Below are 14,801 nucleotides of genomic sequence, written 5' to 3'. Positions count from 1 at the left end.
GGTAGGTGGCGATGGTGACCGGCCGGATCTCCTTCTTCTCCCCGGAGTACTCGCCGATCTCCTCCTCGGTCAGGGAGGTGCGCGCCAACAGCTCCCTCTTCCACTGCCGTCCGGAGACGGTGTTGGTGACCAGGATCAGGGTGGTCGCCTTGGCCTGGGCCATCGCCGCCGCGCCGACCAGGGTCTTGCCCGCGCCGCAGGGCAGCACCACCACGCCCGAGCCGCCCTGCCAGAACGAGTCCACCGCCTGCTGCTGGTAGGGCCGCAGCGTCCAGTCGGCGTTGTCCAGCTCGATCGGATGCGCCTCGCCGTCGACGTAGCCGGCCAGGTCCTCGGCCGGCCAGCCCACCTTCAGCAGCGCCTGCTTGAGCCGGCCACGCTCGGACGGGTGCACCAGCACCGTGTCGTTGTCGATCCGCTCGCCGAGCATCGGGGCGATCTTCTTCTGCCGCAGCACCTCTTCCAGCACCGCGCGGTCCAGACTGATCAGGACCAGCCCGTGCACCGGGTGCTTGACCAGCTGCAGCCGGCCGTAGCGGTCCATGGTGTCGGCGACGTCGACCAGCAGCGCGTGCGGCACCGTGTAGCGGGAGAACCGGACCAGGGCGTCGACGACCTGTTCGGCGTCGTGGCCGGCCGCGCGGGCGTTCCACAGTCCCAGCGGCGTCAGCCGGTAGGTGTGCACGTGCTCGGGGGACCGTTCCAGCTCGGCGAACGGCGCGATGGCCGCGCGGGCCTCGGCGGCCGTCGGATGGTCGACCTCGAGCAGCAGGGTCTTGTCGGATTGGACGATCAGGGGTCCGTCGGTCACCCGGGTGAGCTCCTCAAAACTTCGGTGGCACAGGCATGCGAACTATCCATTGTGCCAAGGAAATCGGCCAGTCGGATGTTCCCCGTCCGGTCACCCGGTGCTGTCAATCGCTGCGCGCCTCGCTCGATGCCTCGCTCGATGCTCGCTCACTCGGTGCTGTCAATCGCTGCGCGCCTCGCTCGATGCTCGCTCACTCGTCCAGCAGGCTGACCGTGGTGATCCGCTGCAGGGGGTAGCTTCGCAACCGGCCGTCCTCGGGATCGTGGCCGCGCAGCATGCCGCCGCCGAGCGAGATCGGCAGCAGGGTGCGCTGGGACGGGGTGCCGGTGTCGTCGACGTAGCCGATGGCGATCTGCAGCTCCTCGCGCACGGCGGTCCGCAGCAGCTCCAGGATCGAGGCCGAGGTCACCCCCGGCACCTGCTGGGACACCCGGCTGGTGGCGTTGGTGACCGCGGCGGCCAGCCGCTCGCTGGCCCGCAACCGGTTCACCACCTCGACCAGCTGGCTCTCGCCGATCGTGCTGGCCCGGATCCGCGAGATCCGGGAGTGCTGGCGGCCCGGCACGCGCGGGGAGTCGGCGGAGAGGCTGACCACCGCCCCGTCGGCGGACTCCGCGGCCGGCGAGAAGCCGCTGCGGCGCAGTCGCTCCAGGACGGTCGAGATCGCCGCGGACGAGATCAGCACGGTGGGCGCGATCCGGACCAGGCCGAGGGACTCCAGCGCCGGGTCGGTGAGCACCCGGTTCAGCAGCGCCTCGTCGTCGCAGCGCAGGTAGCTGGTGGCGGTGCCGGTCCGCAGCCGGCCGTGCTGGGTGGCCACGTCATTGATCAGGTACTGCAGCGCCTGCGGCACCGGGGTCCGGGACCGGCTGGCGAAGAACTGCTGCAGGTCCGAGCCGGTCCGCCCGGCATCCAGCGCGCGGCGCAGGCTCACCGGTCCGATCCGGTACACCGACGCCCCGCCGGTGGATTCCAGGTCGGCCACCAGGTTCAGCTCCCGCTGCAGGTCCGGCGCGGGCGGCCCAGGGACGACAGCGGTCAGGTCCGGCTGCAGCAGGAAGTCCTCGACCGCCTCCGGCAGCGCCGCGGTCAGGGCATGGGTCGCATTGGCCTCGGCCTGCGCTGCTCCGGTCTCGGCGCCGTGCAGCAGCGCCCGGGTGTAGCCGGTGAGCGCGCCGTAGCCGGTCAGGCCCAGGACAGCGGCCTCGCCGAGCATGCTGGCCGCGCTCTTGCGGCTGGCTGAGGCCCGCCGCGGCGCCTGCCAGCCGAGCCGGGCCAGCACCTGCTCGTCCGAACCGGGCGCGAGCCCCGGCGGCAGCTCGGCGAGCAGGCCGAGCAGTTGCAGCCGCAACGCCGGCGCGCTGTGACGCTCGGCGTCGGCCGACAGCGCCGCGATGGACTTGTCCCGGTCATCGCGGGCGCCCACCAGGCTCGGCAACCGGGTCATCGACAGCCAGGCGGTCGCCAGCTGCACCCAGCGCTCGGCGGAGCCCCGGCGCAGCCAGCTGTCGAACTCGGTGGTGGGCAGGTAGACCGGGTCCGCGGTGGTCGAATGCGACAGCAGGCCGGCCTCGTAGGCGACCTCCACCAGCAGCGCCGTGACCGGCTCGGCCGCGTCCAGCGCCCGGCTGAGCCGCCGCAGCTCACGGACCCCGAGGCCACCGGCGCGCAGCAGGCTGGGCGGGTCGGCGGCGATCTCGTTCAGCAGCAGCTCCACCAGCCGGACGGTGTCCAGCACCTGGGTGCAGCCGCCGCCGTCGATCACCGCGCCGCCCCGCTCGATCGCCTCGATCTCCGGCGGCCGCGGCGACACCTCGCCGGCCGGCTGGGACCGCAGCGCCAGCCCCAGCTCCCGCGGCAGCTCGACGGTGTGGTTGTCGATGGGCGCCAGCAGCCCGAGGTCGAGGAGGTTGCGAGCCGGGTTGTCCGCATCGCCGCGCGCCAGCCCGCCGTGCAGGGCGTTGCGCAGGGCGCCGATCGGGGGGCCTGCGGCGAGCCGGTCCAGGATCGAGCGCTCGGCCGGCGAGCACTCGGCCAGCAGCCGGGGGAACTGCTCCTCGATGGCCGCTGCGGCCGAGCTGCCGGACCGGGGCTGGGTGGCGGGCGGCAATCCCAGCTGGCGCAGCAGCGGAGCCAGCGCGATGTCGTTGACGGTGGCGAACAGGTCGGCGGCCCGGCGTCCGAGCCCCGCCGGGTACGGGCCGAGCACCTCCCGGACGGTGCCCACCGGATGCAGCCGCTCGGCGTCGCCCCAGATCAGCGCCCACTCCGCGAGCCGGTCCAGCGCGGCCGCGACATCGGCGGCGAGCTCCGGGCGGAACCATGCCTGCACGGCGGCCAGCGAGGCGTCCGGGCCGGCGCAGACCAGCACTTCGAGGGTCCGCAGCGTGAAGGCGTCCAGGCCGTCCAGCGCGCGGGAGATCGAGGTCCGAACGCTGGCCCGGCTGGCCAGCGAGCTCAGGTCGACCGGCGCCGGCAGCGCGAGGTCCGGACGGCGGCGCAGCAGCGTGACCAGCTGCGCGTCGGTCCAGCCGCGCAGCCACTCGGTCAGTGTCTGGGGCGCTCCGGCGCGCGTGAGAGCCTGCGGTTGTGCGGTCACACCAGCTGGGAAGGAGTCAGCGGCCAGCGAGGAACGGCCGGTTGTCGGGGCCGGGGTGGCGATAGTTCAGTTCCTCGACCGGCAGCGGGAAGGTCAGGTCGTCGCCGAAGGGGCTCTGCGAGCCGGCCTTGTCCGAGAGCAGCTCGTTGACCGGGTGTTCGGGATAGGCATCGTCCCAGGTGTGCTGGGGCTGGTTGTGCGGCGTCATGCCTGCCATCTGCGTCACCCTCTGCGTTGCTCGCGCTGCCCTGGTCAGTTCGGCCGGCCCGGCGACAGGCCGAAAGATCAGTGTGCCACGTGACCTAGGGTGTAGCCCGTGGCAGCTGAGAACTCGCAGGTCCTGGCGGTCAATCTCGCGCGCGTCATCGACACGCCACCGCCGCGCTCCGGAATCCGGGGGGACAGCAAACCGGCCAAGACCGGCATCGACAAGCGCCCGGTGGGCCAGCCGGTGCAGGTTCGCCGGCTGGGCCTGGACGGCGACTCCATCTGCGACACCGCCAACCACGGCGGGGTGGACCAGGCGGTGTACGCCTACGCCAGCGAGGACACCGAGTGGTGGCAGGAGCACCTGGCCGACGAGCTGAGCTTCGAGTTGGGGCCCGGGTCGCTGGGGGAGAACCTCACGCTGCGCGGTGTGGACGTCACCAACGCCGTGATCGGCGAGCGCTGGCAGGTCGGCGGGGCGGTGCTGCAGGTGGCGGTGCCGCGGCTGCCGTGCTCCACCTTCGCCAACTTCTGGAACATCAGACAGCTGCCCAAGCGCTTCGTCCAGGCAGGCCGTCCCGGGGCCTACCTGCGGGTGCTGACCGAAGGCGCGGTGGCCGCCGGCGACGAGGTGCGGGTGCTGGACCGGCCCTCGCACGGGCTGACCATCGCCGAGACGCTGCGCGCGCTGAGCGGTGACCGAACCCTGGCGCCGAAGCTGCTCACCGCCACTGAGCTGCCGGAGTCGGTGCGTCGGTCGGCCCAGGTGTGGCTCCGGTCGGCAGACGGGGTCGGCTAACGCGGTCCACCGCAGGTCAGCCGGCGCGATCCACCGCAGGTCAGCCGGCCCGGTCCGCCGCAGGTCAGCCGGCGCGGTCCACCGCAGGTCAGCCGGCCCGGTCCACCGCGGCCGAGGCTGCCCGCTGGTCGGCGCGACCGGCCCGCAACGCTCCGGTCACCGCCAGCACCAGACCGGCCGGCGCCAGCAGGCAGCCGGCGTTGAGCCACAGCGGCCGGTCGTGCGCGCCGAAGAAGAACGGCAGGACGGTCACCGCCAGGAACACCAGCCCCACGGCGAACAGGACGAAGCCGGCACGGACCATGCCTGGCCGGGCAGAAGCTGCTGGCATCTATCGAGTATCTCCGGTGCGCCCGGCTCCGGACGCGCGATAGCCTGTGACATTGACGTCCGCACGACGTGCGGGCGTCAGTCGTTTGTACACCGAGGCAAGCTTGCACTGGCAGCGTGATTCCAGTCTTGACACGAGTAATGGGGAGTTCAGTCATGCCATCCGGCAAGGTGAAATGGTTCGACGCCGAAAAGGGCTTCGGTTTTCTTGCCGACGACGAAGGCGCGGACGTTTTCGTGCACAAGGACGCCCTCCCGGCGGGGGTTCCCGAGTTGAAACCCGGGCAGCGCGTGGAGTTCGGCATCGTTCAGGGCCGCAAGGGCAACCAGGCCCTGCAGGTCCGGCTGCTCGAGCCGATGCCGTCGGTGGTCAAGGCCACCCGGCGGCCGGCCGAGGAGATGACTCCGATCGTGGAGGACCTGATCAAGCTGCTCGACAAGGTGGGCAACTCGCTGCGCCGCGGGCACTACCCGGACCGGGCGGAGGGCCGCAAGGTCGCCACCCTGCTGCGGGCGGTGGCCGACAACCTGGACAGCTGAGCTGCGCGCGTACCGGGCCCCGGCAGCCAGCTGCCGGGGCCCGTTCGCGTTCGCGAGCCGTACTCGCCGGCCCGCGGCCCTAGCGAGCGACGGTGAAGGTGTAGCTGGTCGTACAGGCTCCGGGTGAGCCGTCCGCATTGATCGACTGAACCGTCAGGGTCTGCTGGCCGGCGCGGGTCGGCGCCCACTGCACAGTGGCGCTGCCGAACTCGTCCGTGGCGGCCACCGTCCTCGTCGGGCCGTTCGGGAAGCGGTAGCTGAACGCGGCCGGCGGCCCGCTCTCGGAGAAGGGCGGTTGGAAGGTGAACTTGCCGGTCACGCCGACGCCACCGACGGGTTGGCCGTAGTTGGTGTACACGTTGGAATAGACGGAGACCTGCGGGTTCACGTTGAGCCAGTGGTTTGCCGTGCTGGATCGGAATCCGTTCGCCCCGATGCTGGTGACAGCGAGGTTTCCGGACTCCTGGTTCTCCTTGATCGACACCTGGGCCGTGCCGTCGGCATCAGCCGGGACGGTGACGGCCGGGCCCTGGCCGAAGGCGTAGGTGTACGAGCTGACCGGGGTGAGTCCCGGGTGCGGTGAGAAGATCACTCTGGCGATGTTGCCGCAGATCGGACGGCTGTCCGCCTGGGTGACGGTGGGCCCGGAGTACGGCACGTAGGTCTCGTACCGCACGAGTTCTGACCGGTTTCCCGCGGCGTCCAGAGCAGCCACCAACAGGGTCTGGGGGCCGTGGGAAACCGGATTGAGCGTGACGGTGGCGGTGCCGCCGGGGCTTGCCAGCCGGACCGTGTCGGGTCCGGAGAGGAAGTCCGGGCAGGCCAGTGGCTCGAACACGCTGCCCCACACGCATCCGGACACCCCCGGTTCTACATTCCAGCTGTAGGCGAAGCCGGCCGTGTCGAGGTCGCCGCCGGCGTCGAAGGTGAACTGCGCGAACTGGCCGACCGGGCCCAGGGCTCCGGGGAACGGCGGGTAATTGGCGGAGCTGATCGACGGCGCGGCCGGCGCGGTGTAGTCGTAGCGGAAGGTGCAGACCGGTGACCAGGGCGAGGTTCCATTACTGGTGGTGAGCTGTACCCGCCAGGCATAGCTGCCACCGTCGGTCAGCACATCGGCAGGGAGCCGAGCGGTGGCGATCTCGCCCGAGTCGTACGCGTGATCGATGACGCTCCGCGCAGCGGCCGGATCGGCCACCGGCCAGATCGTGAAGGTGTAGTCGAAACCGGAGTACGTGTAGGTGTCGTCGGACCCGGCTGCCTGCAGGTAGGAAGCAAACCCCCCCAGCACCACGGGCGGGGTCGTCGCCGAGCAGGGCCTGCCGCCGTTGGTCAGGCTGGTGTTGTCGATCGTCGGCCCGGACGCGGCCTGGGCCGTGCCCAGCGGCGACAGGGCGGCGAGCACGCAGCCCGCGATGAGGATGGTGAACAACTTCGGCAGTCGCATGGAGCTCCCCGTGATTCCGCGGCCCGTGGGCGCAGCTGGACAAGATGGCCAGAATGGGGCACACCAGCATGAAGCGCAAGGACGTCTGGAAGGTGTTGGCGCTGAACAGCTAGCGCAGCGGCCCGAAGGCGGGCACCAGCCCGGCCGCCTGCGCCCGGCCCAGCAGCAGCTCGATCGCCGCGTACCCCTCCTCGCCGAGGTCCCGGCTGAAGGAGTTGACGTACAACTCGATGTGCTGGCGTTGGATCTCCGGCTCCAGCTCGTCGGCATGCGCGGCGACGAACTCCGCCGAGGCGTCCGGATGGGCGAAGGCGTGGTCCACCGACGCGCGCAGCACCTCGGTCAGCCGGCCGGCGTCGAGCTCCCGGCGGGCCAGGATGGCGCCCAGCGGGATGGCATGCCCGGTGCTCTGCTCCCACCACTGCCCCAGGTCGGCCAGCGCCCGCAGGCCGTAGCGCGGATAGGTGAACCGGGCCTCGTGGATCACCAGCCCGGCGTCGAAGCGCCCGTCGCGGACCCCCGGCATGATCTGGGCGAACGGCACGACCTCGACCGAGGCCGGTGACTGCCCGGCGGCCCATAGCCGCATCAGCAGGTACGCGGTGGTGCGCTCACCGGGCACCGCTACCCGGGCGCCGTCGAGGTCCGCCCGGTCGTCGGCGGTGAGCACCAGCGGGCCGCAGCCACGTCCCAGCGCGCCGCCGCACGGCAGCAGCCGGTAGCGCTCCAGCAGCCAGGGCAGCGCGCCGTAGGACACCTTGACGACGTCGAAGCGGCCCTGCTCGGCGGCGGTGTTGGTGACGTCCACATCGGCGAAGGTGACGTTCACCGCCGGGGCGCCGGGGATCAGGCCGTGCGTCCAGGCGTGAAAGATGAAGGTGTCGTTGGGGCAGGGCGAGAACGCCAGCTCCAGCGCGGTCATGCCCCGGCTCCCGGCGGCAGCGGCTCGGGAAGCAGTGGCTCGGCAAGCAGCGGCTCGGCAAGCAGTGGCTCGGCGAGCAGCCGGTCGAACGCGGCGCCCAGCGCCGCCAGGGCGTCGGGGATCCGCCAGGACTCCCGGTGCCGGGGGCCGACCGGGTTGGCGATGGCGCGCAGCTCGGCGAACGGCACCCCGGCCTGCGCGGCGGCCAGGCACACCCCGACGCCTTCCATGCCCTCGGCGACGGCGTCCGGGTGGCTGGCCAGCAGCTGGTCGGCGCGCTGCTGGCTGCCGGTCACCGTCGACACCGTCAGCACCGCGCCGGTGACCGCGCCGGTCCGCCGGCCGAGCGCAGCCGCCCAGCCCAGGTCGACCGGATACCGGACCGCGCCCCAGCCGAGCTCGGCCATCGACAGGAAGCCGTCCGCCGTCTCCGCGCCGAGGTCGGCGTGCACGACCGCGTTGGCCACTGCCACCGCGCCCACCTCGGCGGCCGGAAAACCGCCGCCGATGCCGGCCGATATCACCAGCGAGTAGCCCTGCCGCAGCAGGCACCCGGTGCTGACCGCCGCGGCGACCGGCCCGACCCCGCCGCACACCACGTCCAGCAGGCCGGCCGGGGTGAGGGCGCGGTACACCTGCAGGCCCGCCACCGTGCCGGTCGCCTGGCTCCGCCCGGCCAGCAGCTGCCCGGCCAGCACCGCGTCCCGCTCGGCCGCGACCGCGGTCACCACCAGGATCCGGGCGCTCATCACTGCCTCAGCTGGACGCCGAGCAGCCAGGTGGTGAGCTGGTTGGTCGGGCGCAGCACGGTGTTGGTCTTGCCGTCGGAGGTGAAGGGCGCCACGATCCAGCCGCTGTCGGCCAGCTCCTTGGGCACGTCCAGCAGGATCTGGGAGCCGCCGGCCGGGGCACGGGGTCCGGAAGTCACCCGCCGAGGTTACCTGCGCCGGGTCGGCCGCCAGCGCTAGGTTTGCTGCTGGGCCCTGAGCCGGTGGACCCTGAGCGCGCGCTCGTGCAGCCCCATGGTGACCGAGACGATGATCAGCACGCCGGCGGCCACCAGGAACCCCAGCCGCCCGTTGCCGGCAGGCAGCAGCAGCGCGATGGTGGCCCCGAGCACCCAGGCCAGCTGCAGGAACGTCTCCGAGCGTCCGAACGCCGAGGACCGCAGCGATTCGGCCACGTCACGCTGGATGATCGCGTCCATCGACAGCTTGGACAGCGAGTTGGCCACCGCGCTGACCAGCATCGCGGCGATCGCCAGCGGAAAGCTGAACAGCACCGCGGCGGCCAGGCAGCCGGCCGCGGCGGCCGAGGTGCACAGCAGGATGATCAGGTCCGGACGGGCCAGCCGCAGCCGGGTGCCGATGCCGGTGCCGACGAAGTTGCCGATCCCGCTGGCCGCGCCCAGCGCGCCGAGGCTGGCCACCGCCTGCCAGCCGTGGGACACCGACTCGATGTAGAAGGCCAGGAACAGGGTGAGGAAGCCGGCCAGCCAGCGCAGCGTCGACTCGCCCTGCAGCGCCACGATCACCGGCGGGTCGAAACCGCGCCTGGCCCAAGCGAGCAGCCGGGCGACCAGCCCGCGAGGGCGGCGGCGGGCGGCCCGGGCAGCTCGCAGGTCGCCCTTGTACCGCAGCGAGGCCGGCAGCGCGTCCACGATCCTGGGCAGCCGCAGCGCCGAGATGCCGGTCATCGTGAACGCCACGGCGGTGATCAAGAGGCCGAACGCGTACGAGCCGGTGACCTTGATGGCCACCCCCACCAGGCCGCCGCCCAGCAGCGCGGCGGCGAGCCCGAAGATCGACAGCCGGGCGTTCGCCTCGACCAGCGTCAGGTTGGCCGGCACCAGCCGGGGCGCGGCCGAGGACCGGATCACCGCGTACGCCTTGGACAGCACCAGCGACCCCAGCGCGGCCGGGAACAGCACCAGCAGGTCGGTGAAGTGCAGGGCCATCACGACCGCCAGCGCCGCCCGTCCCAGCGCGGTGCCGGCCATCACCCAGCGCCGGCCGTGCTGCACCCGGTCCAGCGCGGGCCCGATCACCGGCGCGATGACCGCGAACGGAGCCATCGTCATCAGCAGGTAGAGCAGCACGTTGCCCCGCTGGGCCTCCGACGGCGCGGAGAAGAACACCGTGCCGGCCAGCGCGACGGTCACCATCGCGTCGGCCGCGTAGGACATCACCTGGTTCCAGATGAGCGCGCTCAGGCCCGATTCGCGGGCGCCGTCGGCCTCGCTGGCCGAGATCACCTTGTGGGCGAGCAGCCGGGAGAGGTAGCTGCTGCGGGCCAGCACCGCCCGGGTGACCGTGACGTCGCTGGCGCTCACCGGACGGGCCAGCACCCGGGCCGGCCGCTGCCGGTCCCGGCCCAGCCGCACGCGCCGGCCGGCCGGGTCCGCGCTGCCGGCATCGGAGTAGGTGGGGGCGGAGTAGCCGTCCGCGTCCGCCTGCTCGGGGTTGGCCGAACCGGCCGAGCCCTCTCCCACCGTCACGGCTCTATCCTGCCGCACCAGGGCGGCCGGTGCCCCGGCAATGCGCTCACCGGTCGCGGTGGTGTGCCCAGCCGGTCGCGGTGGTGCGACAATGCACCGGTGACCGCTGCGAGCCCGCCGAGCCAGCCGCAAACCGTTGACGCACCCACCGCCGCCGCGGTGGAGCTGGCGCGGGCTGCCGCCATCGAGATGGCCGGCTCCGACGTCGGCGAGCACCTGGGCGTGCACCCCGAAGGCGAGCTGGCCGTCACGCACGCGTTCGCCGCCTCGCTGCCCGGCTACGTCGGCTGGTTCTGGGCCGTCACCCTGGTGCGCGCGCCGAACTCGGACCCGACGGTCGCCGAGGTGGTGCTGCTGCCGGGTGAGAACTCGCTCCGCGCGCCGGAATGGGTTCCGTGGAGCGAGCGGCTGCAACCGGGCGACCTCAGTCCCGGCGACCTGCTGCCGACCGCTCCGGACGACCCCCGGCTCGCGCCGGCATACCTGCTCTCCGACGATCCGCAGGTCGAGCAAGTGGCCTTCGAGCTGGGGCTGGGCCGGGTCCGGGTGCTGTCCCGGCTCGGCCGGCTGGACGCTGCCGAGCGCTGGCAGGCCGGCTCGCACGGCCCGGACAGCCCGATGGCCAAGCAGGCGCCGGCCAACTGCGGCACCTGCGGGTTCTTCCTGCCGCTGGCCGGCTCGCTGCAGGCCGGCTTCGGGGTCTGCGGCAACGAGATCACCGAGGCCGACGGCCAGGTGGTGTCGGTCGAGTACGGGTGCGGCGCGCATTCGGAGGCAGTCGTCGAGATGGTGGCCGACGAGCCCGTCGAGATCTTCGAGGACGACCTGATCGACCTCGAGCCGCGGGATTCCGGCGAGGGCTCATCGGAGGTCCCCGCTGCGTCAACCGAGCCAGCCGATGCCTCAGCCGAGGTCTCAGCCGAGCCAGCCGCCGATCTCGGCGAGCAGGGCCTGGTCGACGGCGAGCGGGCAGCCGTCGAGGGAGCCGACAGCGGCGATGCCGCGGATGCTGGAGAGGCTGAGCACCAGCCGGGCGCTGCGGACCTCGGAGATCAGGACCGGCCCGAGCTCGACCGGCCAGCCCCGGTCCAGGGCGGCGTCGAGAACCCGCCGCCGGGTGATGCCGGGCAGGACGTCCTCGCCTAGCTCCGGAGTCCGCAGCACGCCGGCCCGGCAGATCACCGCCAGGTTGCCCCAGCTGGTCTCCAGCGCCAGCTCGCGGCCGTCCGGCGCGCGCTCGACGAACAGCGGCCAGCTGCCGTCGCGTTCCAGGCTGTCCAGCCATGCGCGATCGGCCCACTTGTGCCGCCAGCTGCCACGGCGGCCGGAGTGGCAGTGCAGGGTCACCGGATCATGCCGATCCGCTGCGGCAGTCACCTCGATCTGCGCGGCGGGCAGGCCGGGTCCGAACCGCAGCCGCACCCGCTGCCGGCCGGGGACGCCGGCCGCCGCCTCGTGCAGGCGCCGGGGCAGGTCGGGCGGCAGCGCCAGCCGGTAGAGCTCCAGGCAGGACGCCTGCAGCCTGGCCAGGTGATCGGCGAGCGCGACGATCCGGCCGTCCACCGCCAGCATGGTCTCGATCACCCCGTCCTGGGCGCGTACCACGTCCGGGGGCGGCAGCGGCCGGTCCGCGGCCGCCGTCGCGCCGCCGAGCGCCAGCAGCGGAGCGGCCTTGACCAGGCATTCCTGCCATTCCTGCATCGGCACCGAGTCGGCGGTGATCCCGCCACCCACGCCCAGCTCCAGCCGGTTCCCGACGATCTCGAAGGTCCGGATGGCGACGTTGAACTCCATCCGGCCCGGCCGGGGGTGGCCCTGGTCAGGCAGGGTCGTGGCTGGCTGCGCAGCGGCGGGCAGCGGGCTGAGGTAGCCGATGGCGCCGGTGAACACCCCGCGGCCGGCGTCCTCCAGGTCGGCGATCAGCTGCTGCGCGCGGATCTTCGGAGCTCCGGTGACCGAGCCGGGTGGAAAGCAGGCCGCCAGCAGGTCCGAGTCGGTCGCGGCGGGGCTCAGCTGCCCGGTCACCTCCGACACCAGGTGCCAGACGCCGGGCGCCGGGCGGACGCTGAGCAGGTGCGGAGCGCTGACGCTGCCGGGCAGGCATACCCGGGACAGGTCGTTGCGCATCAGGTCGACGATCATCACGTTCTCGGCGCGGTCCTTAGCCGACTGCCGCAGCTCGGTGGCCATCGCCCGGTCCGCGTCAGCGTCGATGTCGGCTCCGCAGGTCGAGCCGAGCCGGCGCCGGGTGCCCTTGATGGGCGCGGTCCGCACGCCGTCGCCGTCCCGGTGCAGGAACAGCTCCGGGGAGAAGCTGACCACCGTCCTGGCCGGCGTCTGCACGAAGGCGGCGTAGTCCGGCGCCAGCCGGGCCAGGCCGGCGGCGAACAGGTCCACGGGGGAGCCGGTCACGCGGGCGGAGAACCGCGCGCAGATGTTGACCTGGTACAGCTCACCGGCCCGGATCGCGGCGATCGCCTGCTCCACGGCGGCCAGGTGGCGCTGCCGGGACGCGCCGGTCAGGCCGCTGATCACGACGGGTTCCGGCTGCGCGGCATCGCGGCCGATCCGCTCGATCACCGCGGCCTGCTCGGCGAGGTCCGCACCGGGGCGGCCAGCGATGGACTCCAGCCACCAGTCGCCGTCCGGGCCCCGGCGCAGCACCTGCTCGAAGAGGCCGAACCAGGACGGGCCGGAGTAGCTCCACCAGCCGAACCAGCCGCCGCCGACGGCGCCCCGGGCCTGCCCGGTCACCGCGGGAGGTTCGCCGATGGACGTGGGGTCGCTGACCTGGCGGACCGGGTTCCAGCAGATCATCGGGGCCCGGTCTGCCCAGTTGCCGGCCAGGCACACCAGCACCCGGGTGTCGAGCTCGCCGGAGCGGGCCAGGGCACGCAGCAGGTCGCCCGGCACCGCCCGCAGCCGCAGCCGGCGCACGACCAGCTCAGCCAAGCCGGCCTTCCCCGGAATGCTTGCGCACCAGGGGCAGCGCCAGCAGCCCTAGCACCGTTCCGGCCAGCGCCGTCCACAGCCAGACCCGGTGCTGGTGCTCGCCCAGCCAGGACCAGAACGGCAGCAGGACGAGGAAGGCCAGCCCGAACGCGGCGGTGCCGGCCAGCAACACCCGGCGGGCGTCGACGGCCATCATCTGGGCGCCGACGTCGGCAACCGGCGGCCTGGCTGGGTCGTCCGGGGTCGCCGGAGCGGCGGCCGGAGATCGCGGCTTGCCAGTCCTGCTCACAATCTCCCACGCTACGCCACCGAGCCGCCGCCGAACTGTCGTGGATCACTGCAATACTCCCCGTCATCCGAGCCCAAGACCTGGAGCAGCATGGCAACCGAGACCGCACCTGGCGCCACCCGTCGCAGCACCGGACTGGACCGCTACTTCTCGATCACCGAACGGGGCTCGACCATCCCCCGGGAGGTGCGCGGCGGCCTGGTGACCTTCGTGACGATGGTCTACATCGTGGTGCTGAACCCGCTGATCATCGGCACGGTCAAGGATGCCGACGGTAAGTACCTGGGCGGCGGCCAGACGCCGGCGCTCGCCGCGGTGGCCGCGGTGACGGCCCTGGTGGCCTGCGTGCTGACCATCGCGATGGGGCTGATCGGGCGCTATCCGTTCGCGCTGGCCACCGGCCTGGGGCTCAACGCCTTCGTCGCCTTCCAGGTGGCCACCCGGATGTCGTGGCCGGCCGCGATGGGCATGGTGGTGATCGAGGGCCTGGTCATCACCGCTCTGGTGCTGACCGGCTTCCGGGTCGCGGTGTTCCGGGCCATCCCGGCCGAGCTCAAGAGCGCCATCGCGGTGGGGATCGGGTTGTTCATCGCGCTGATCGGGCTGGTCGACGCCGGTTTCGTCCGGCGCGGCGCGGGCACCCCGGTCGACATCGGCATCGGCGGGCACCTCAACGGCTGGCCGACGCTGGTCTTCGTCCTGGGGGTGCTGCTGACCGCCGTGCTGATGGCTCGCAAGGTCCGCGGCGCGATCCTGATCGGCATCCTGTTCTGCACCGTGCTGGCCGTGATCATCGAGGCGGTCGGCAACATCGGCTCGCAGACCGACGCCACCGGCAAGGTGGTCAACCCCAGGGGTTGGGCGCTGAATGTGCCGTCGTTCGAGGGCAAGCACTTCGGCGCGCCGGACCTGAGCCTGCTCGGCGACTTCTCCCTCGGCGGCGGCTTCTCCGCGGTCGGCATCGTCTCCGGCATCGTGATCGTGTTCTCGCTGGTGCTCAGCGACTTCTTCGACGTCATGGGCACCACGATCGGGCTGGCCCAGGAGGCCGACCTGCTCGACAAGGAGGGCCAGCTGCCCAACATCCAGCAGGTGCTGCTGGTGGACGGGGTGGCCGCGGTGGCCGGTGGCGTCACCGGCGCGTCGTCGGCCACCACCTACGTCGAGTCGGCTGCCGGCATCGGCGACGGCGCGCGCACCGGGCTGGCGTCGGTGGTCACCGGCCTGCTCTTCGCGGTCACGATCTTCCTGTCGCCGCTGGCGCAGTTCGTGCCGTCCGAGGCGGCGGCCCCGGCGCTCGTGGTGGTCGGCGTCCTGATGATGCGCCAGGTCCGCAATATCGACTTCCACACCCTCGAGCTGGCGCTGCCGGCGTTCCTGACCATCGTGCTGATGCCGTTCACCTACT

Annotated in this window: 14 protein-coding genes and 1 pseudogene; 4 read left to right on the top strand and 11 right to left on the bottom strand. The window is 72.5% G+C overall.

The window, feature by feature from the left end:
- The 3 genes from VF612_RS14530 to VF612_RS14520 all read right to left on the bottom strand — a co-directional run.
- Positions 1 to 811 (bottom strand): helicase-associated domain-containing protein (locus VF612_RS14530; RefSeq protein WP_408660567.1); only part of this gene is annotated, 811 nt, incomplete at its 3' end.
- Positions 812 to 1,001: 190 nt separating this feature from the next.
- The gene (locus tag VF612_RS14525) at positions 1,002 to 3,410 is read right to left on the bottom strand and encodes a helicase-associated domain-containing protein (protein ID WP_408660566.1); all 2,409 of its coding nucleotides are present in this window, start codon (positions 3,408 to 3,410) and stop codon (positions 1,002 to 1,004) included.
- 16 nt (positions 3,411 to 3,426) lie between these two features.
- Positions 3,427 to 3,627 (bottom strand): hypothetical protein, encoded by a 201-nt coding sequence (locus VF612_RS14520; RefSeq protein ID WP_408660565.1) that lies wholly within the window; start codon positions 3,625 to 3,627, stop codon positions 3,427 to 3,429.
- 99 nt (positions 3,628 to 3,726) lie between these two features.
- Here VF612_RS14520 and VF612_RS14515 point away from each other — a divergent pair, with 99 nt between their 5' ends.
- Positions 3,727 to 4,416, top strand: coding sequence for an MOSC domain-containing protein (locus VF612_RS14515; RefSeq protein ID WP_408660564.1), 690 nt, complete (start codon positions 3,727 to 3,729; stop codon positions 4,414 to 4,416).
- Positions 4,417 to 4,504: 88 nt separating this feature from the next.
- Here VF612_RS14515 and VF612_RS14510 read toward each other — a convergent pair whose 3' ends face one another.
- Positions 4,505 to 4,747, bottom strand: a complete 243-nt coding sequence (locus VF612_RS14510) for a hypothetical protein (RefSeq protein ID WP_408660563.1) — start codon at positions 4,745 to 4,747, stop codon at positions 4,505 to 4,507.
- Positions 4,748 to 4,902: 155 nt separating this feature from the next.
- Between VF612_RS14510 and VF612_RS14505 the strand changes: the two genes are divergently transcribed.
- On the top strand, positions 4,903 to 5,286 hold the full coding sequence (locus VF612_RS14505; protein WP_408650268.1) for a cold-shock protein: 384 nt from the start codon (positions 4,903 to 4,905) through the stop codon (positions 5,284 to 5,286).
- 79 nt (positions 5,287 to 5,365) lie between these two features.
- On the opposite strand, the gene VF612_RS14500 is transcribed toward VF612_RS14505, so the two are convergent.
- The 5 genes from VF612_RS14500 to VF612_RS14480 form a co-directional block, all read right to left on the bottom strand.
- Positions 5,366 to 6,733 (bottom strand): hypothetical protein, encoded by a 1,368-nt coding sequence (locus VF612_RS14500; RefSeq protein ID WP_408660562.1) that lies wholly within the window; start codon positions 6,731 to 6,733, stop codon positions 5,366 to 5,368.
- A 109-nt stretch (positions 6,734 to 6,842) separates the two neighbouring features.
- On the bottom strand, positions 6,843 to 7,655 hold the full coding sequence (locus VF612_RS14495) for a 1,4-dihydroxy-6-naphthoate synthase (protein WP_408660561.1): 813 nt from the start codon (positions 7,653 to 7,655) through the stop codon (positions 6,843 to 6,845).
- A complete protein-coding gene (locus VF612_RS14490) occupies positions 7,652 to 8,404 on the bottom strand; it encodes a futalosine hydrolase (RefSeq protein ID WP_408660560.1) in 753 nt (250 codons plus the stop codon). The genes VF612_RS14495 and VF612_RS14490 overlap by 4 nt, the downstream gene beginning before the upstream one ends.
- The gene (locus VF612_RS14485; protein WP_408660559.1) at positions 8,404 to 8,583 is read right to left on the bottom strand and encodes a hypothetical protein; all 180 of its coding nucleotides are present in this window, start codon (positions 8,581 to 8,583) and stop codon (positions 8,404 to 8,406) included. Before VF612_RS14485 ends, VF612_RS14490 begins: the two co-directional genes overlap by 1 nt.
- 36 nt (positions 8,584 to 8,619) lie before the next feature.
- On the bottom strand, positions 8,620 to 10,152 hold the full coding sequence (locus tag VF612_RS14480) for an MFS transporter (protein ID WP_408660558.1): 1,533 nt from the start codon (positions 10,150 to 10,152) through the stop codon (positions 8,620 to 8,622).
- A 99-nt stretch (positions 10,153 to 10,251) separates the two neighbouring features.
- Between VF612_RS14480 and VF612_RS14475 the strand changes: the two genes are divergently transcribed.
- Complete coding sequence (locus VF612_RS14475) at positions 10,252 to 11,298, top strand: DUF3027 domain-containing protein (protein ID WP_408660557.1); 1,047 nt, start codon at positions 10,252 to 10,254, stop codon at positions 11,296 to 11,298.
- Here the strand turns inward: VF612_RS14475 and VF612_RS14470 are convergent.
- Together VF612_RS14470 and VF612_RS14465 are read right to left on the bottom strand one after the other, a co-directional pair.
- Positions 11,194 to 13,089, bottom strand: a pseudogene (locus tag VF612_RS14470) (aminodeoxychorismate synthase component I); the annotation flags it as partial. The gene VF612_RS14475 and the pseudogene VF612_RS14470 overlap by 105 nt on opposite strands.
- A 7-nt stretch (positions 13,090 to 13,096) precedes the next feature.
- Positions 13,097 to 13,393 (bottom strand): DUF2530 domain-containing protein, encoded by a 297-nt coding sequence (locus tag VF612_RS14465; protein WP_408660556.1) that lies wholly within the window; start codon positions 13,391 to 13,393, stop codon positions 13,097 to 13,099.
- Positions 13,394 to 13,483: 90 nt separating this feature from the next.
- Between VF612_RS14465 and VF612_RS14460 the strand changes: the two genes are divergently transcribed.
- The coding region (locus tag VF612_RS14460; protein ID WP_408660555.1) for an NCS2 family permease at positions 13,484 to 14,801 on the top strand (1,318 nt) is incomplete at its 3' end.

It is taken from the genome of Jatrophihabitans sp., from assembly GCF_036388195.1.
GTDB lineage: Bacteria > Actinomycetota > Actinomycetes > Mycobacteriales > Jatrophihabitantaceae > Jatrophihabitans_A.
Note: the sequence above shows the minus strand (reverse complement) of the source record. Positions and strands in the feature narration are given on the sequence as shown.

Coding starts and splice junctions, on each gene's coding strand:
- VF612_RS14520 (WP_408660565.1), bottom strand. CDS start 3,627: ATGGCAGGCATGACGCCGCACAACCAGCCCCAGCACACCTGGGACGAT.
- VF612_RS14510 (WP_408660563.1), bottom strand. CDS start 4,747: ATGCCAGCAGCTTCTGCCCGGCCAGGCATGGTCCGTGCCGGCTTCGTC.
- VF612_RS14505 (WP_408650268.1), top strand. CDS start 4,903: ATGCCATCCGGCAAGGTGAAATGGTTCGACGCCGAAAAGGGCTTCGGT.
- VF612_RS14500 (WP_408660562.1), bottom strand. CDS start 6,733: ATGCGACTGCCGAAGTTGTTCACCATCCTCATCGCGGGCTGCGTGCTC.
- VF612_RS14495 (WP_408660561.1), bottom strand. CDS start 7,655: ATGACCGCGCTGGAGCTGGCGTTCTCGCCCTGCCCCAACGACACCTTC.
- VF612_RS14490 (WP_408660560.1), bottom strand. CDS start 8,404: ATGAGCGCCCGGATCCTGGTGGTGACCGCGGTCGCGGCCGAGCGGGAC.